This window comes from Lentzea roselyniae (assembly GCF_039537795.1).
Classification (GTDB): Bacteria; Actinomycetota; Actinomycetes; order Mycobacteriales; family Pseudonocardiaceae; genus Lentzea; species Lentzea atacamensis.
In genome coordinates this window covers 109,181-126,809 of record NZ_BAABBE010000012.1, presented here as the reverse complement: position 1 = coordinate 126,809, position 17,629 = coordinate 109,181, and the positions used below count along the sequence as shown (strand labels likewise).

The window sequence follows — 17,629 nt, the reverse complement described above, 5'->3', positions numbered from 1 at the left end:
CCTGTCCCGATGGGGACCACGCTGAGCCAGGACGCCCTCAACCGGGCGCTGATCGAACGCCAGATGCTGCGCGAGCGCGCCGACAAGAGCGCGCTCGCCACCATCAACCACCTCTTCGGCATCCAGGCGCAGGAACCGAAGTCGCCGTACATCGGCCTGTGGACACGGTTGAAGAACTTCCAGCCGCAGGAGCTCGAAGACCTCCTCGTCAGCAGGCAGGCCGTCCGCATCCTGCTGATGCGCGGCACGATCCACCTGGTCAGCGCGCAGGACGCCCTGGGTCTCAGGCCCCACACCCAGCTCAAGCTCGACCGCGAACTGCAGAGCGGCCCCTTCGCGAAGAGGCTGCGGGGCCTCGACCTCGACGCCGTCGCCGAAGCCGGCCGCAAGATCCTCGAGGACGCACCGCAGGGCACCGCGGACGCCGGCAGGCAGCTCCTCGAACGGTGGCCCGACCGCGAGCACACCGTGCTCGGCAACGCGCTGCGCAACAAGCTCGCGCTCGTCCAGATCCCGCCGCGGGGTCTGTGGCACAGGAGCGGAAGAGCGGTCTGCACGACCCTGGAGGCCTGGCTCGACCAGGAACAACACCCCATGAGCCGCGAAACGCTGGTTCTGCGCTACCTCAAGGCGTTCGGCCCGTCGACCGTGATGGACGCCCAGCAGTGGTCCGGCCTCACCAGGCTCACCGAGGTCTTCGAGAAACTCCGGCCGGAGCTGGTGACCTTCCGCACCGAGGCGGGCAAGGAGCTGTTCGACCTCCCGGACGCCCCGCGCCCGGACCCGGAAACCCCCGTCCCGGTCCGGCTGCTGCCCGAGTTCGACAACATCCTGCTCGCCCACGCCGACCGCCGGCGGGTCATCTCAGACGACCGGCTCGGCGTCGTCATCGGCGGCAAGCCCACCGTCCTCGTCGACGGCTACGTCGTCGCCACCTGGTCGATCACCAAGGAGCGCACCATCACCGTCGACTACATCGACCAGCTGCCCAGGAGCAGGCAGAAGGCGGTCGCCGAGGAGTGCGACCGCCTTCGGGACTGGATCGGCTAGGCCGCGACCTCGACGTGCGCGCCGTCGCCGACGACCAACCGGTGCTGGCGCGCGGAGCCGACGCGGGCCCTGCGGCCGATCAACGACGTCTCGATGCCGGACACGTTGTGCACCGAGGCCTCGTTCAGCACGATCGAGTCGGCCACCCCGGACTCGGTGATCCGGCAGTCCGCGCCGATGGACGTGTACGGCCCGACGATCGACTCCTCGACGAGCGTGCCGGGGCCGATGATCGCGGGCCCGACGATGCACGACCGCACCACGCGCGCGCCCTCCTCGACCACGACCTCGCCGATCAGCCGCGACTCCGAGTCCACGATCCCCTGGATGTCCGTCCGCAGCCCCATCAGCAGCTCGCGGTTGCACTCCAGCACGTCCTCGACGGTCCCGGTGTCCTTCCAGAACCCGGAGTAGACCCGCGCCCGGACATCGCGCTCGTGCGTCACCAGCCACTGCAACGCGTCGGTGATCTCGAACTCGCCGCGCCACGACGGTTCGATCGCGTCGACGGCGGAGTGGATCGCGGGCGTGAAGAAGTAGACACCGATCATCGCGAGGTCGCTGCGCGGCTCTTGCGGCTGCTCGATCAACCGCGTCACGCGCGAGTTCTCGTCCACCTCGGCAACGCCGTAGAGGCGCGGGTCCTCCACCTTGTCCACGAGCACGTGCGCGGACGGCCGCAGCCGCGCGAACTCGTCGGCGATCTGCCCGATCCCCTCGGCCAGCACGTTGTCGCACAGGTACATCACGAAGTCGTCCGCACCGAGGAACGGCCGGGCGATCCGCACGCAGTGCGCGAGACCGAGCGGCGCGTCCTGCCGGAGGTAGGTGATCGAGACACCGAGGTACGACCCGTCGCCGAACAGTTCGGGCACCTCGTGCTCACCCTCGCCGACCACGATGCCGATCTCGGTGATCCCGATGTCCCGCAGGTTCTCCACGACGTGCTCGACCACCGGCTTGTTCGCGACGGGGACGAGCTGCCTCGGCAGGGTGTACCCGGCCGGACGCAGTCGTGTTCCCGCTCCTCTGGACAGCACAAGGGCTTTCATGGGTCCTCCACCGCGACAGCGGACAGTTCGGGTGGACACGAGACTCCGTGCGCGCGCTGGACGGAAGCTGGAGAACCGCCAAACAACGAAAAGGGGGCCCCGCCGCGCGAGGCCCCTTCTCCGAGGTGAGAACTACTTCTCAGGCATCGGCGTGCCCGCGGGCGGCGTCGGGGCGTCACCCGGACGGACGCCGACCGTGGCCGGCATCTCCTGCGACGCACGCGGCATCGGCGACATGGCCTGCGCCTCGTCCTGCATGCGGTTCAGCCAGCCCTCCCAGCGCTGCTGCATCGGGCGGACCAGGCCGCCACCCACACCGATGACGATCACGCCGGCGACCGTGGCGAGGACGGCGATCAGCACCGGCATGGTCACCGAGATCGCGATGCCGAGCTGGTTGAGCGCCGCGATGACGCCCAGCGCCATCACGAAGCCGTACGTGATGTTGCCCATGATCCGGGTGTAGGAACGCTGTCCCAGCGCACCGGTCACGAGGCCCTTCAACGCGGTGCCGATGGCCGACGCGACGATCACGAGCACCATCGCCACGACGATGCGCGGCAGGTACGCGATCACCTCGTTCAGCAGCGTGCTGACCGGGTTGGACGCGCCGAACACGCCGAACGCCAGCTGCAGCGCGATGAGCAGCACGAAGTAGTACACGATCTTGGCGATCAGGCCGGTCGCGTCCATCGACGACTGCCTCATGGCGCTGTTCAGGCCCGACTTGTCGACGAGCTTCTCGAAGCCGAGGCGCTTGAGCAGGAACTGGACGCCCTTGGCGAGAGCCTTGGCGATGAACCAGCCGATCACCAGAACGAGCAGGAAGCCGAGCAGCTTCGGCACGAACGTGGCGATCATCGCCCACGCCTGGCCCAGGCCCTCGGTGATTTGCGAGCCCACGGGCCCTCCTAGAACGAAGTTGCGGTGAGTGAAGATCCGACCAGTTGATCGTTTCGTGGATCACACCGCTCAGCAACTTCGACACTGTGACACGAAAGGGTGGCTGACGTGGATTTTTGTCTCAACACAGTCCAGAGTGGAGCTACCGGTGGGGACCGGGGAGAGGGAAGCGCCCGCCACGCTCCGTGGTGGGCGCTTCCACATTTCTACGGCCGGGCGGAGAGTCCGCGCCCTTCCAGGTAGCCCTGGATGCGGTTCGGCGACAACGCCGGCGCGGCACCTCCCTGACCGTCCTTCGGCACGTCCGGCCGCGGGTCACCCGTGCACTCGGAGCTGCTGCCCGGCAGCGCCCCGTCGATCAGGTACCGGTTGACCTTCTCGTCGACGCACTTGTTGCCGCCGTTGTAGATGCCGTGCCTGCCCTCGTCGATGACGGTGATCAGGTTGTGCCTGAGCCGCGCCGCCATCGCCGGGCCGCTCGCGTACTGGGTCTGCGTGTCGCCCTCGGACTGCACGACCACGCCGACCGGGTAGCCGCTGCGACCGATCCTGACCGGCTGCTCCGGCGGGGTGAACGACCGGAACGTGCACGTCATCGGCGCGGCCCTGACGATGCCGAAGCCGAACGGGTAGCGCTCGCGGAACGTCCGCATGTCCTCGTAGTAGACGTGCAGGTCGGTCGGCCAGTCCGACTCGCAGGTGACCGTGTCGAACACGCCGGACCGCAACTCCTGCAGACCGGTCTTCGCGAGCACCTGCCCCGCCTTGGCACCCTCGGTGTTCTCCGGTTTCTCGCCAGACCGCAGCTTGATCACGATCGACGCCAGGTCCGACCACAGTGGACGGTAGCGGGAGCCCACACCGACCGCGCCGTCGAAGGAAGACCGGTCGTGCTCACCGATCGGCGCGGTGTGCAGCTTCGCCGCGACCTTCTCCACCTCGGCCAGGACCTCGTCCCGCGACTTGCCCAGCGCGAACTTCTGGTTGCGCTCCCCCACCCACGCGGCCCACGCCTCGACACTGCGCCGGTAGGCCACGGCCTGCTGGCGGAACTGCTCGTGCCAGATCCACTCCGGGTGCACGGCCGAGTCGAGCACGCTGCGGTCCAGGCGGTTCGGGAACAGCGTCCCGTACACCGCGCCCAGGTACGTGCCGTAGGAGTAACCCAGGTAGTTGATCTTCGCCTCGCCGAGCACCGCACGGACGATGTCCATGTCCCGCGCGGTGTTCGCGGTGCTGATGAACTGCCGGATCCCGCCGGCCGACCTCTGGCAGGACTCCTCGGCCTCGCGCGCCTCGGCCGCCCACTTGCCGAACTCGCCGTCCGCCGGCCGCGAGTCCGGCGCGGCGATCGCGGGCGCCGCGCGGCAGTTCAGCGCCGTCGAACCACCGACGCCGCGCGGGTCGATGCCGATCACGTCGTAGACCTGGGAGAGCTTGGACTTCGCGAGGAACAGCGGCAGGCTGAGCCCCGAGCCACCAGGACCACCCGGATTGGTGAACAGCACACCGCGTCTGCGGTCCTGCGCCGCCGCCTTCTTGCGGCTGATCGTCAGGTTGATCCGGTCGCCGGCCGGTTCGGTGTGGTCGAGCGGCGCGACGAGCGTGGCGCACTCCAGCCCGCTGAGCTTGCCGCTGCACGCCGCCCACTTGACCGGCTGGGCGTGGTACTCCGCGAGGGGATCGGGAGGATCGGCGGAGGCAGTCACGCCCGTGGCGGTGAGTGCCACCATGCCGAGGACGAAAGCCGGGAACCTACGCAAGACGAAACCTCCGCGCCGAACGAATGACCTCTGCTATCCGAAGGTATGGCCGTTGAAAGGAAGGCGAGGGATCTGTCACCCGTCCCGGTGATGTCACCCCCAGGGCCTTAAGCTGCGGGTATGACCAAGGCAGCCGAGGCGAAGGAGGAGCACCCGCCGACCCTCTCCGCCCGCACGATGCGCAAGATCGAACGCGCGTCCGGAGCGCTCGCCACCGCGAGCGTGGCCGAGATGGAGCAGCGGCTGCCGTGGTTCGCCCGGATGCCCGCGGACCAGCGCGCCAGCGTGCTGCTGCTGATCCAGAACGGCGTGGCGGGCTTCGTCGAGTGGCTGCACGACCGGCAGCAGGCGATCCGGCTCACCGCGGACGCGTTCCGGTCGGCGCCGAAGGACATCTCCCGCTGGGTGAGCCTGCGCCAGACCGTCGAGCTGGTCCGGATAGCGCTGGAGCACTTCGAGGAGCAGATGCCGGCGATGGCCGGTACGGAGGCCGAACGCGCGCTGCTGATGGAGGGCGTGCTGCGGTACGGGCGGGAGATCGCCTTCTCCGCCGCCACCTCGTACGCCGCGGCCGCCGAGGCGCGCGGTGCGTGGGACGCCAGGCTGGAAGCGCTGGTCGTGGACGGCGTCGTGCGTGGCGACCCCGAGGAGTCGTTGCTGAGCAGGGCCGCCGCGCTCGGCTGGGATCCGGCGCTGGAGGCGACGGTGCTGGTCGGCAATCCGGGCGGCGAGGATCCACCGGCGATCATCTACTCGGTGCGCAGCAAGGCCGCCCGCGCCGGCCGGCCGGTGCTGCTGTCCGTGCAGGGCTCACGGCTGGTCGTCGTGCTCGGCGGGCCGACGGAGACCGGTGAGGACGTGCTGGGCCGCATCGCCGAGGGCTTCGGCGAGGGGCCCGTGGTGGCGGGGCCCACGGTCGCCTCGCTCGCGGAGGCCCATCGCAGCGCCAGCGACGCGTTGAGCGGGCTGCGCGCGGTCGTGGGCTGGCCCGCTGCGCCCAGGCCTGTCCGCTCGCTCGACCTGCTGCCGGAACGGGCGCTCGCGGGCGACCCGGAGGCCGAGTGGCAGCTCGTCGACAGGGTTGCCCGGCCTCTGGAGGACGCCGGCGGCGCCCTGCTGGAGACCGTGGACGCGTTCCTGGAGGTCGGCGGCGTGCTGGAGACGTGCGCGAAAAGACTGTTCGTGCACCCGAACACGGTCAGATATCGCCTTCGGCGCGTTCAGGAAATGACCGGAAGAAATGCACATGACGCTCGAGATGCACTTGTGCTTCGCGTCGCTTTGTCTGTAGGACGCCTTGCCCGCGCACGGGGCCTGTGGTAGCGAACGATCTGTGACCGACTTCGCACACATCCGTTAGGGTGATGGCCAAACGACCTGCCGGTGTGCTGAGCTGGGCATACGCCGCGCAGCGTTCACCTGGCCGACACCTTTGTAGGGTCTCTACAAATACCATCGCCGGACTTCGTTCTTTACAGCATGGGGTACCGGCGGGTTCACCAGCTTTAGTAATCCACGTGATCGCACTCCTCGCGCCCGGACAAGGGTCCCAGACGCCCGGCATGCTCGCCCCCTGGCTCGAACTGGAGGGGACCGAGAAGCAGGTGCGCACGTGGTCGGAGATCACGGGCCTCGACCTGGTGCGCCTCGGCACGACCGCCGAGGCCGAGGAGATCGTCGACACCGCCATCACCCAGCCGCTGGTCGTGGCCCTCGCGCTGCTCGCGTTCGGTGAGCTGCGCCGCCGCGTCGAGCTGCCCGCCGGCGTGATCGTCGCGGGCCACTCGGTCGGCGAGCTGGCCGCCGCGTCGATCGCGGGCGTCATCAGCGCCGACGACGCGGTCGCACTGGCCGCCGTGCGCGGTGCCGCGATGGCCGAGGCTTGCGCGCTCGAGCCGACCGGCATGGCCGCGGTGCTCGGCGGCGACGAGCAGGAGGTGCTCGCGCGTCTCGAGGAGCTCGGCCTCGTGCCGGCCAACCGCAACGGCGCCGGCCAGATCGTCGCGGCCGGTCCGCGTCCCGCACTCGACGAGCTCGCGGAGACCCCGCCGGGCATGGCGAAGGTCCGCAAGCTGGCCGTCGCGGGCGCGTTCCACACGAAGTACATGGCGCCCGCAGAAGACGCTGTGCGCGCGCGTGCCGCCGAAGTCACCACGCACGACCCGTTGATGCCGCTGCTGTCCAACAAGGACGGTCAGGCCGTCACCGAGGGCACCGAGGTGCTGCGCCGCCTGGTCTCCCAGGTCACCAGCCCGGTGCGCTGGGACGTCTGCCAGGCGACGCTCGTCGAGAAGGGCGTGTCCGGCTCGGTCGAGCTGCCGCCCGCCGGCGCTCTCACGGGCCTCGCCAAGCGTGCGATGAAGGGCACCGCCACCCTCGCCCTGAAGACGCCCGACCAGCTGGAGAAGGTGGCGGAGCTCTTCGACACCGTTGGAGCAACTCAGTGACGACCTTCCAGGCCCCGCGGACGTCCGCGGGTAGCCGCATCATCGGCCTCGGCAGCTACCAGCCCGAGACGGTGGTGAGCAACCACGACTTCGCCGCGCGCATGGACACCTCGGACGAGTGGATCCGCGACCGCGTCGGCATCGTGAACCGCCGGTTCGCCGCCAAGGACGAGGGCGTCGTCGACATGGCGGTCATCGCGGGCGGGAAGGCGATCGAGGACGCGGGAGTCGACCCGGCCGACATCGGCGCCGTCATCGTGGCGACGTGCACCATGCCGTCGACCATCCCGAACGCCGCCGCGCAGATCGCCGACCGCCTCGGCGTGAAGGCGGCGCCGGCGTTCGACCTCAACGCCGCGTGCGCGGGCTTCTGCTACGCCGTCGCGACCGGCGCGGACCTCGTCCGCGCGGGCACGGCCCGCAACGTGCTGGTGATCGGCGCGGAGAAGCTCACCGACTGGACCGACCAGGACGACCGCTCGACCGCGATCATCTTCGCGGACGGCGCGGGCGCCGTCGTCATCGGTGCCAGCGAGGAGAACCAGATCGGCCCCGTGGCGTGGGGCTCGGCCGGTGACCTCGCCGAGACGATCACCATCACCGACCGCGACTCCTTCATCCACCAGGAAGGCCAGTCGGTCTTCCGCTGGGCGACGACCCAGATCGCGCCCGTGGCGATCCGCGCCGCCGAACTCGCGGGCGTCGAGCTGTCCGAAGTAGACGTCTTCGCCCCGCACCAGGCAAACTTGCGGATCATCGAAGCGATCGCCAAGCGCCTGCGTGCCAAGGGTGCGCGCGAGGACTTGAAGGTCGCTCGTGACATCGTCGAATCCGGCAACACCTCGTCGGCCTCGATCCCCATGGCACTGGACCACATGCGGGCCGCGGGCGAGATCTCCAGCGGAGACGTGGTGCTGATGGTCGGTTTCGGCGCTGGTCTGTCCTACGCGGGACAGGTGGTCCGGTGCCCATGAGTACCCCCGGTTTTTCCATCGTTTCAATCGAAAGGGAACTTCAGTGAGCGACAACGTCCTGTCCGGTCTTGCCGAGATCGTCGAAGAGGTCGCCGGTGTGGCCGCCGACGACGTCACCGCTGAGAAGTCCTTCGTGGACGACCTCGACATCGACTCGCTGTCGATGGTCGAGATCGCCGTCCAGGCGGAGGACAAGTTCGGCGTGAAGATCCCGGACGACGAGCTGGCGAACCTCAAGACCGTTGGTGACGCGGTGAACTACATCACCAGCAACAAGTGAGTTCGGACATCGACGTCGTCATCACCGGGCTGGGTGCCACCACCCCGCTCGGTGGTGACGTCACGTCCACCTGGGACGCACTGCTCGCGGGCAAGAGCGGGGTCCGCCCCCTCACCCACGACTGGGTGGAGAAGTACGAGCTGCCGGTGAAAATCGCCTCGCAGCTGGTCGTCGACCCCACCGAGGTGCTCCCCCGCGTCGAGGCGAGGCGCCTGGACCGCTCCGAGCAGGTCGCCATCGTGGCGTCCCGCCAGGCGTGGCAAGACGCCGGCCACAGCGACGACACCGTCGACCGCCAGCGCCTCGCCGTCATCATCGGCACGGGCATCGGCGGCGCGATCACCCTCCTGGCCCAGGACGACCTCCTGGAACAGCAGGGCCTGCGCAAGGTGTCCCCGCTGACCGTCCCGATGCTGATGCCGAACGGCCCGGCCGCCCACGTGGGCCTGGAACTCAAGGCCCAGGCCGGCGTCCACGCCCCGGTCTCCGCCTGCGCGTCAGGCGCAGAGGCCATCGCGTGGGCCTACCGCATGATCAAGGCCGGCGAAGCCGACGTGGTCGTGGCAGGCGGCGCCGAAGCGTGCATCACGGCAATCCCGGTAGCGGGCTTCTCGCAGGCCCGCACCATGAGCACCCGCAACGACGAGCCGGAAAAGGCCTCGCGCCCGTTCGACACGGCCCGCGACGGCTTCGTCCTCGGTGAGGGCGCGGGCGTCATGGTCCTGGAACGCCGCGAGTTCGCCGAGGCCCGTGGCGCCAAGATCTACGGCCGCCTGGCAGGCATCGGCACCTCGGCCGACGGCTACCACATCACGGCCCCGGACCCCGAGGGCGTCGGCCAGTCCCGTGCCATCGCCGCGTCCCTGCGGTCCGGCGGCATCGACCCGTCCGACGTGGGCCACGTGAACTGCCACGCCACCTCCACCCCGGTGGGCGACGTCGCAGAAACCGTGGCAATCCGCAAGGCGATCGGCGACCACCCGGTCCTGACCGCCCCGAAGGGCGCCCTGGGCCACCTCCTGGGCGCAGCAGGCGCGGTCGAGGCCATCGTGACCGTCCTGTCGATCCGCGACGGCGTGGTTCCCCAAACGCTGAACCTGGAGAACCTGGACCCGGCCGTCACGCTGGACGTGGTGGCAGGCGAGCCCCGCAAGATCAAGCTGGACGCCGCGGTGAACGACTCGTTCGGCTTCGGCGGCCACAACGTGGCGCTGGCCTTCACCCCGGCCTGAGCACACCTCGACACGCCCCGGCTCGCCAAGCGGACCGGGGCGTTCGACGTGTTGGCGGTAGTTACAGGCGTTTCGATCATGCGTTGGCAGTACTTGCAGACGCCACACGCACACCCAGCCGCCAGCACACAGGCATCTCGCGAAGGCGAAGCCGAGCAATGGCGACGGCGAAGCCGAGCTGCTTTGAGCCACGCGCGGGCCGCCGTGGGGTGGGTCCGGTCACGAGTCGTGCCCGATCGTTGGCCGCTCCGGGACAGCTCGTGACGGGCCTGCCCCACGCATCGCAACCACCTGCGTGACCGACGCGCCAGCCAAGATCCCCATCAACACTTCTCCATCTGAGGGGTCCGGTTCTCAGGAGCCTCATCCACCTTGAGCTCCCCACCCTCCCAAACCATCACGTACACAACTCTCCACCGGATGCAGGGCTCAGGCATGGCAACCGGAGCCTTCGAAACATCCTGTGTGGACACAAAGCTGATCAACACCCGCAACCGCCGAGCCACCACATCGGACTCGACCCGCTGCACCACCACTCCACCATCCTGAGTGGTCTCATAAGCAGCCAGCCAGGTCTTCTCAACAGCCTGCGAGGCCCTCCGAGCAGACACCACCCCACGCCACCCGGCGAAGTCCCGCTCGTTGATGGCGTCGAAGTACTTCTGCAGCACCTTCTGGACAGACGTCCGATCAGGATGCGTGAACGAGTCGGGACTCAAGCGAACCTCAGAGCCCCCGGGCAACGCCGCCCCGGACACCGAAGAAGACGGCACCACCGGCTCACCCTTGGCCTCGGCAGGACGCGAGTAGACCGTCCGCCCCACCATCCCGGCCGCCACCGAGGCACCGGTGATCACCACCACGGCCGGCACCAGCCAGCGGCTAGCCACGCTCCCCACACAAACAGCGTAGCCGCCCGCCCACGACCTGCGGCCCGACTGCCCGCTGACACGTCGCCGGCCTCGCCGACACCCGTGGCCAGGCGCCCCGTCCGCGCCCACAGCCCACCCGTCGGCACCCACGACCCGGTGGCCCCACCCGACTCCAGCAGCGAGGACACACCCCACGCGCGTGTACCCGGCCGGCCCCAGCTTCAAGCCACCAGAGCGCCACTCACAAAAACACCGGTCCGTTACATCAAAACATAAACTTCACCCGAAAGATTACATTCACCCTAGATGCAAGTTGCATGTAGCGAGACAATGAGTGCTACATAAAACGTGATAAAGCAATGTAATCCTCCGAATGGGTCCCTTCAGGCGACCCGATGCCGCCGATCAGCCGCACTAAACACGCATCGGAACCCACTTACAGCTTCACCCGAAAAGAGTACGGAACACAGCGCGTGCACGACGGTTGCACACCCCCAACTATACGTGGAGATCCATGTGGAATACCGCAGCTCAGAGAGCTGCACCCATCCGCAACGATACAGTTCCGTTTAGCAAAACCCCAGGACGCGTGCGCTGACTCGCCAATCAGCAAACCTCGCAGGCGGGTGAGACGGTCCCAAACCTCATCACAGAGCGTGGCATACGCACCGGTAACCGATCACCTTTCGGACACGAACGGCCCACCCATACGCCCCTAATGGCGGATTGGCCATAGCCGCTGAATTGTGCGGGAATATGCCGCGTAAACGAAATCGCAAAAACCGTCGGGGAGGGAATTCGGTGGACCTCAGATACGAGGCGTTCTGCTTCGCAGATCGGCGGTTCTACGATCTGCAGAGCAGCACCGAAAGCGACCTCCCAGGAGACGGCTTTTCGCGTGACCTGCCCGAACTGCCGGTCGGCTGGGTACAGGCCGAGCGGAACGTGTGGCGGCATCTGCACCCGCAGGGGGTCACGCTGCCGAAGCAGGGCTGGAAGATCCACGTCTCCGCTGGTCTCGACAACGCGAGCAGGGTTCTGAAGGCCACTTTCGACTACTGCGTAGAACGGCGAATTCCGTTCAAGTACCTGCCGACGATCTCGATCGTGCTGGCCCGCAACTCGAAGTACGCGCCCCGTGAGGGCAGCGGCAAGCTGATCACGATCTACCCCGCCGGCACCGAGCAGCTCCAGAGCATCCTCACCGAGCTCGGAGCCACGCTGCAGGGCGAGCACGGCGCCTACATCCTCAGCGACCTGAGGTACGGCAAGGGTCCGCTCTACGTGCGCTACGGCGGGTTCTCCGAGCAGTGGCTGGAGGTCGACGGCCAGCAGGTCCTCGCCATCGAGGGGCCGGACGGCACGCTCATCCCCGACAAGCGCAAGCCCGTCTTCAGCGTGCCCGAGTGGGTCGAGCTGCCGGAGTTCCTGGCGCCGCACCTGGCCGAGCGCAACGCGGGTGATCCCGCGAAGTTCCCGTACCAGATCAAGAGTTCGCTGCACTTCTCCAACGGCGGCGGTGTCTACCTGGCGACGCGCAAGAGCGACGGCAAGGAGGTCGTGCTCAAGGAGGCGCGGCCGCACGCCGGGCTCGACCGCGAGGGCCGCGACGCCGTGGCACGGCTGGAGCTCGAGCACACGATCCTCACGAAGCTGGAGAAAGTCCCAGGCGTGCCCGAGGTGTACGACCGCTTCACCGAGTGGGAGCACCTCTTCGTCGCCATGGAGTTCATGCCGGGGCGCTCGCTCGGGCAGTGGCTCGGTCACAACTACCCGTTGACGCACAAGGACACCACCGATGAGCAGCTCGCCGAGTACCGGGAACGAGCGCTGAAACTCGTCACCAAGGTCGAAGACCTGATGGCACGGGTGCACGAACGCGGTGTCGTGTTCGGTGACCTGCACACGCTCAACATCCTGGTGGACGACGACGATGAGGTCTCGCTGATCGACTTCGAGCTGTCGTCGACGATCGAGGACGTCAAGAGGCCGACGCTCGGCGCACCGGGGTTCCAGGCCCCGAGCGACCGCGAGGGCTTCGAGATCGACGAGTACCCGCTCGCGGCGCTCAAGCTGTGGATCTTCCTGCCGCTCAACGCGGTGCTGGAGCTCTCGCCGGCGAAGCTGAAGCAGCACGTGCACGTCATCCAGCAGCGCTTCGGTCTCGGCGACGAGTACTGCCGGTCGATCGTCGACGTGCTCACGCCGCGCGTGGACCCGCCGGAGGAGCCCGCGTTCACCGCGTTCGACGACCCGGAACCGGACTGGACCGTCGTCAGGAAGTCCATCGCGACGGCGATCCTGCACAGCGCGACACCGCAACGCCAAGACCGCCTGTTCCCCGGCGACATCGAGCAGTTCGAGGTCGGCGGCACGTGCTTCGGCTACGGCGCGGCGGGTGTGCTGCACGCGCTCGACGTCAGCGGCGAAGGTCGCTACCCCGAGCACGAGGACTGGCTGATCAAGGCGGTCAGGAAGGATCCTCCGAAGCAGCCCGGCTTCTTCGTCGGCGCGCACGGCATCGCGCACGTGCTGGAGAACTTCGGCCACCACGACCTGGCGACCGAGCTCGTCGAGGGCTACACGCAGCTCGTCGCCACCACACGGGACCACGGGCTGAGCGCTGGACTGTCCGGCATCGGCCTCAACTTGCTGCACTTCGCGGACGTCCGTGAGGACCACGGCTTCGCGGCGCGGGCCGAGGAGCTGGCCGAACGACTCGCGGAGCAGCTGGCCGGCGCACCGGGACCCGGTGACAAGGCGAAGGCCGGCCTGCTGCACGGCTGGTCGGGTCCCGCGCTGTTCTTCCTGCGGATGTTCGAACGCACTGGCGAACGGCGCTGGCTCAGACTGTCGGAACAGGCGCTGGAACGCGACCTGGCCGAGACGATGGTCGCGCTGGACGGCTCTCTGCAGGTGCGGGACGGCACGTTCCGGTCGCTGCCGTACGTGGGCATCGGCGGCGCGGGCATCGCGCTGGTGCTCACCGAGTTCGCCGCGGTGGCGCCGGAACGTCCGTGCGTGGAGAAGCTGCCCGAGCTGCTCACCGGCTGCACCGGCGAGTTCGTGATCCAGCCGGCGTTCGCGCTCGGCAGGGCCGGACTGATGGCCACGCTCGCCCAAGCGGCCGCGCACAAGCCGGACGAACGGCTCGACCGCGCGATCCAGCAGCACCTGCGGGCACTCGGCTGGCACGCCGTGCGGTACGGCGGCGGGCTCGCGTTCCCCGGCGTGCAGCTGCGCCGGCTTTCCATGGATCTCAACACCGGCGGTGCGGGCGTCCTGCTCGCCATCGCCTCCACAGTGGACGGACGTCCACCACTGCCCTTCCTGGGCAGGACACAGGCCCCGGTTCTAGCGAACCGGTAGCAGTAACCCCCGAAAGATTCCTCGAACAAGGAGAGTTGTCATGGGTTTCATCCTTGACATGCAGGACCTCGAGACGCCCGAGACCACGAGCGTGATGGCCTCCGGTGGCTCGGGTGGCGGCGGCGGTGGCTCCACCACCGCGTCGAACGCGTCGCTGCTGCTCCCCTGCTCGCACAGCACCGTCAGCCTGCTGGCCTGCTGAGCTGAGCTCCAACTGAAACACCGCGGTAGATGAGCGGCATAGGCGAAGTATGCCGCTCACCCACCCTCTGCAGGGCCCGGCAGCCGGCCAGCTGTCGGGCCCTCGCTCATGATGCGCCCTCATGACTTCCGGAGGAACAGCCGATGGCCAAACCCGGTGACGCCCTGCTGTTCTCCGTGGTGCGCCGCGACCACCGTCCGTGGCTGCTGCTGCTCAACGCCGCTGTCGCCACGACCGGCGGGCTGCTGATCCCCTCGGCTCTCGCCGATGCCGTCGACATGGCGCTCGGCGGCACGTTCGTGCTGTTCACGCTGCTGTGGCTGCTCGGAATGGCGGCAACCGAGATCATCGGTGACGCGATCGGCATCGTGCTGGCCGCGAGCATCACCAGCCGGGCCACGGCCTGGCTCCGGCACCGCCTGTCCCGCCACCTGCTGGCGCTCGGGCACCCCTCGCCGTTCGCCGCCGGTGACGCGGTCAGCCGCGTGACCGGCGACTGCGGCAACGCGGGCGGCATCGTGGTCACGCTGATCTCGCTGGCCATCGCCGCGGCGTCCTCGGTGGGCTCCGTCGTGGCGCTGGCGTTGATGGACTGGCGACTGGCCGCCGTGTTCGTGGTGAGCGTGCCGCTGGCGATGTTCCTGGTCCGCACGCACATGCAGCTCACCGCCGACGACGTGCTGGCCTACCAGGAGGTTTCCGGCGACGTGTCGGCGCGGCTGCTCGACGCCGTGTCGGGCAAGCGCACGATCGCCGCTGCGGGCATCGCCGGGCGCGAAGCCGACCGGGTGCTGCAGCCGCTGCCCCGGCTGGCGGCGGCCGGTGCGGGCATGTGGCGCACTCAGGCGAAGATGATGTGGCGTGCGGGCCTGCTGTTGCCGGCCGTCGAGGTCGTCGTTCTGATCACCGCCGGTTTCGGCGTGATGGAGGGCAGGCTGAGCCCCGGTGACGTGCTCGCCGCCCTCGGCTACGCCGCGCTGGGCATGGGCATCGTCGGCCAGATTCCGCAGCTCACCGCCCTGGAGCGCACGCGAGCCTCCGCCAGCAGGATCGCCGAGGTGCTGGACACCCCACCGCCCGGCCGTGCTGCACCCGTGGCCCCGGAGTCCGGCGCGATCGAACTGCGCGGTGCCGGCGTCACCGGCGTACTGCACGACGTGAACCTCACGATCCCCGCCGGTGCGTTCACCGCCGTGGTCGGCAGCTCCGGCGCGGGCAAGTCGACGCTGGCCGCGGTCCTCGGCGGACTGTCCGCTGTGGATTCCGGCGAGGTCCTGCGCGACGGCGAGGTCGGGTACGCGTTCGAACGTCCCGCGCTGCTGGGCAGGACGATCGGCCGTTCGATCGGCTATGGAACCGTCGCCGGCGAGGCCGAGGTGCGCGATGCCGCCGTCGCCGCCCAGGTGCACGACGTCCTGATCCGCCTGCCGCAGGGCTACGACACACCGGTCGCCGAAGCCCCGCTGTCCGGTGGTGAGGTGCAGCGGATCGGCTTGGCGCGTGCGATCGTGCGCGATCCCGCTCTGCTCGTCCTGGACGACGCGACCGCGAGCCTCGACACCGTCACCGAGGCCAAAGTGGACGCGGCTCTCACGACAGCGCTGCCCGGCCGGACACGTGTGGTGGTGACGCACCGGGCGGCGACAGCGGCTCGGGCGGACCTCGTGGTGTGGCTGGAGAACGGCCGGGTGCGCGGCACCGGCACCCACCAGGAGCTGTGGGAGAACGAGGACTACCGAGCCGTGTTCACCGGAGGCGAGTGATGCGTTTCTACCTCTCCACGCTGGCAGGGCACCGCCGCGGCGTCCTGATCCTGCTCGGCTGGTCGGTGCTCGAAGGCGTCCCGGCGTTCTTCGGCGGACGGCTCGTCGGCACCGCCGTCGACAAGGGGTTCGCCGCGGGTGACCCGCGAAGCGGCGTCCTCTGGCTCCTGGCCTTCGCGGCACTGGCGGTCGCGGGCGCACTCGGCCAGCGGCAGGTGTTCGCGCGGCTCGGCGCCGTCGTCGAGCCCATGCGCGACGCGCTGGTCACCCGGATCGTCCAGGGCGTGCTCGACGACCCGACGCACCGGCGGACCCCGGACGCCAGCGCCGTCGCCATGATCACCCGGCACGTCGAGGTGGTCCGCGACGCCACCGCGGGAGTCCTGGTGCAGGCCCGCGCGCTCCTCGTCACCACGGTCGCCGCCCTCATCGGTCTCGCCACGACGGCGGCCGCGCTGATCTGGCTGGTGGTGCTGCCGATCGTGGCCTCACTGGTGTTGTTCGCCCTGCTGCTGCCCTCACTGGCCAAACGCCAGCGCGACGCCGTGATCGCCGACGAACGCACCGCCGAGGCTTCCGGTGCGGTGCTGACCGGTCTGCGGGACGTCGCCGCGTGCAAGGCCGCGGAGGAAGCTTTCGCCGACATCGCGACCGAGGTGAACCGGCAGGCCAAGGCGACCGTCACCGTCGCGTGGGCGAACTCGTTGCGCGCCACGGTGATCGCGCTCGGCGGTTTCACACCCGTCGTGCTGCTGGTGGCGTTCGCTCCCCCGCTCGTCGCGTCGGGGCAGCTGACCACCGGCGCGGTGCTGGCGGCTGTCGTGTACCTGACCAACAACGTGAACCCCGCGTTGCACGGCCTGGCCCGCACCACCAGCACTGTCGTGATGCGGCTGATGGTCGCGCTCAAACGACTCCAGGAAGTCGCCCCGCGGACGAACAAGAAGATCGGCACCGAGGTCCCGTCCAACGGCGAGGTGGTGCTGCGGGACGTCACGTTCGGCTGGAGCCAGGACGCGGAGCCGGTGCTGCGAGACCTCTCACTCACCCTGCGTCCCGGCGACCACCTGGCCGTGGTCGGGCCGTCCGGCATCGGCAAGTCCACAATGGCCAGTCTGCTCACCGGCCTGATGCCTCCGGACCTCGGCCGCGTCCTGTTTGGCGGCGCACCGGTCGACCTGGTCGTTCCCGAGGTGCGGCACCACGCGATCGCGCTGATTCCGCAGGAGACGTACCTCTTCACCGGCACCGTGAGGGAAAATCTCACACTGCTCGCACCGTGGGCGACTGACGAGGAACTGCTCGAAGCGGTGAAGAAGGTTGGCGCCAAACCAATTCTGGACCGGCTCGGTGGCCTGAACGCCACCCTCGGCCACGCGGGCGAAGGACTTTCCGCCGGTGAGGCGCAACTTCTGGCACTCGCGCGGGTGCACGTCACCTCCGCGAGCATCGTGATCCTCGACGAGGCGACCTCACACCTGGACCCGGCCGCGGAAGCCCGCGTCGAACGAGTTTTTGCCCAAAGGGACGGAATTCTCGTGGTGATCGCGCACCGGCTGAGCTCGGCGCTGCGCGCGAACCGCGTGCTGGTCATGGACGGCGGCAAGCCGTTGCTCGGCACGCACGAGGACCTGCTCAGGACGTCCCCGCTCTACGGGCAGCTCATGCTGGCCTGGGACCCCACGTACCACGAGGAAACCCCGCTGCCCAAACGGTAGCGGG

14 protein-coding genes are annotated in these 17,629 nt (G+C 68.9%); 10 read left to right on the top strand and 4 right to left on the bottom strand.

Annotated elements, in window-relative coordinates; translation table 11 throughout:
- Positions 1-9: 9 nt before the first annotated feature.
- Positions 10-1,050 (top strand): winged helix DNA-binding domain-containing protein, encoded by a 1,041-nt coding sequence (locus tag ABFX45_RS22565; protein WP_346131871.1) that lies wholly within the window; start codon positions 10-12, stop codon positions 1,048-1,050.
- Here the strand turns inward: ABFX45_RS22565 and ABFX45_RS22560 are convergent.
- From ABFX45_RS22560 to ABFX45_RS22550, 3 genes are all read right to left on the bottom strand, one after another.
- On the bottom strand, positions 1,047-2,102 hold the full coding sequence (locus ABFX45_RS22560) for a glucose-1-phosphate thymidylyltransferase (RefSeq protein WP_109641277.1): 1,056 nt from the start codon (positions 2,100-2,102) through the stop codon (positions 1,047-1,049). The genes ABFX45_RS22565 and ABFX45_RS22560 overlap by 4 nt on opposite strands.
- A 132-nt stretch (positions 2,103-2,234) precedes the next feature.
- Positions 2,235-3,005 (bottom strand): mechanosensitive ion channel family protein, encoded by a 771-nt coding sequence (locus tag ABFX45_RS22555; RefSeq protein ID WP_109641276.1) that lies wholly within the window; start codon positions 3,003-3,005, stop codon positions 2,235-2,237.
- 206 nt (positions 3,006-3,211) lie between these two features.
- On the bottom strand, positions 3,212-4,768 hold the full coding sequence (locus tag ABFX45_RS22550) for an alpha/beta fold hydrolase (RefSeq protein ID WP_346131870.1): 1,557 nt from the start codon (positions 4,766-4,768) through the stop codon (positions 3,212-3,214).
- A gap of 120 nt (positions 4,769-4,888) precedes the next feature.
- Here ABFX45_RS22550 and ABFX45_RS22545 point away from each other — a divergent pair, with 120 nt between their 5' ends.
- The 5 genes from ABFX45_RS22545 to fabF all read left to right on the top strand — a co-directional run bounded on the left by ABFX45_RS22545 (position 4,889) and on the right by fabF (position 9,701).
- Positions 4,889-6,091, top strand: a complete 1,203-nt coding sequence (locus ABFX45_RS22545; protein ID WP_109641274.1) for a PucR family transcriptional regulator — start codon at positions 4,889-4,891, stop codon at positions 6,089-6,091.
- Positions 6,092-6,285: 194 nt separating this feature from the next.
- Complete coding sequence (locus ABFX45_RS22540; RefSeq protein WP_170155292.1) at positions 6,286-7,215, top strand: ACP S-malonyltransferase; 930 nt, start codon at positions 6,286-6,288, stop codon at positions 7,213-7,215.
- Entirely contained in the window at positions 7,212-8,189 is a 978-nt protein-coding gene (locus ABFX45_RS22535) for a beta-ketoacyl-ACP synthase III (protein ID WP_346131869.1), read from the top strand. Before ABFX45_RS22540 ends, ABFX45_RS22535 begins: the two co-directional genes overlap by 4 nt.
- A gap of 43 nt (positions 8,190-8,232) precedes the next feature.
- Positions 8,233-8,469 carry an acyl carrier protein gene (locus ABFX45_RS22530; RefSeq protein ID WP_030465146.1) on the top strand — a complete coding sequence of 79 codons (237 nt, stop codon included), beginning with the start codon at positions 8,233-8,235 and terminating at the stop codon, positions 8,467-8,469.
- Positions 8,466-9,701 (top strand): beta-ketoacyl-ACP synthase II, encoded by a 1,236-nt coding sequence (gene fabF, locus ABFX45_RS22525; RefSeq protein ID WP_109641271.1) that lies wholly within the window; start codon positions 8,466-8,468, stop codon positions 9,699-9,701. Before ABFX45_RS22530 ends, fabF begins: the two co-directional genes overlap by 4 nt.
- Positions 9,702-10,024: 323 nt before the next feature.
- Here fabF and ABFX45_RS22520 read toward each other — a convergent pair whose 3' ends face one another.
- Complete coding sequence (locus ABFX45_RS22520) at positions 10,025-10,564, bottom strand: hypothetical protein (protein ID WP_170155291.1); 540 nt, start codon at positions 10,562-10,564, stop codon at positions 10,025-10,027.
- A gap of 810 nt (positions 10,565-11,374) precedes the next feature.
- On the opposite strand from ABFX45_RS22520, the gene lanKC reads away from it, so the two are divergent.
- The 4 genes from lanKC (at position 11,375) to ABFX45_RS22500 (ending at position 17,625) form a co-directional block, all read left to right on the top strand.
- Positions 11,375-13,942, top strand: a complete 2,568-nt coding sequence (lanKC, locus tag ABFX45_RS22515; RefSeq protein WP_346131868.1) for a class III lanthionine synthetase LanKC — start codon at positions 11,375-11,377, stop codon at positions 13,940-13,942.
- A 40-nt stretch (positions 13,943-13,982) separates the two neighbouring features.
- Complete coding sequence (locus ABFX45_RS22510) at positions 13,983-14,144, top strand: SapB/AmfS family lanthipeptide (RefSeq protein ID WP_109641268.1); 162 nt, start codon at positions 13,983-13,985, stop codon at positions 14,142-14,144.
- A 143-nt stretch (positions 14,145-14,287) separates the two neighbouring features.
- Positions 14,288-15,907 carry an ABC transporter ATP-binding protein gene (locus tag ABFX45_RS22505; protein WP_346131867.1) on the top strand — a complete coding sequence of 540 codons (1,620 nt, stop codon included), beginning with the start codon at positions 14,288-14,290 and terminating at the stop codon, positions 15,905-15,907.
- Positions 15,907-17,625: an ABC transporter ATP-binding protein gene (locus ABFX45_RS22500; RefSeq protein WP_346131866.1), complete on the top strand. Its 1,719-nt coding sequence runs from the start codon at positions 15,907-15,909 to the stop codon at positions 17,623-17,625. Before ABFX45_RS22505 ends, ABFX45_RS22500 begins: the two co-directional genes overlap by 1 nt.
- Positions 17,626-17,629 lie beyond the last annotated feature (4 nt).

Coding starts and splice junctions, on each gene's coding strand:
- ABFX45_RS22500 (WP_346131866.1), top strand. CDS start 15,907: ATGCGTTTCTACCTCTCCACGCTGGCAGGGCACCGCCGCGGCGTCCTG.
- ABFX45_RS22545 (WP_109641274.1), top strand. CDS start 4,889: ATGACCAAGGCAGCCGAGGCGAAGGAGGAGCACCCGCCGACCCTCTCC.
- ABFX45_RS22565 (WP_346131871.1), top strand. CDS start 10: ATGGGGACCACGCTGAGCCAGGACGCCCTCAACCGGGCGCTGATCGAA.
- ABFX45_RS22510 (WP_109641268.1), top strand. CDS start 13,983: ATGGGTTTCATCCTTGACATGCAGGACCTCGAGACGCCCGAGACCACG.
- ABFX45_RS22560 (WP_109641277.1), bottom strand. CDS start 2,102: ATGAAAGCCCTTGTGCTGTCCAGAGGAGCGGGAACACGACTGCGTCCG.
- ABFX45_RS22505 (WP_346131867.1), top strand. CDS start 14,288: ATGGCCAAACCCGGTGACGCCCTGCTGTTCTCCGTGGTGCGCCGCGAC.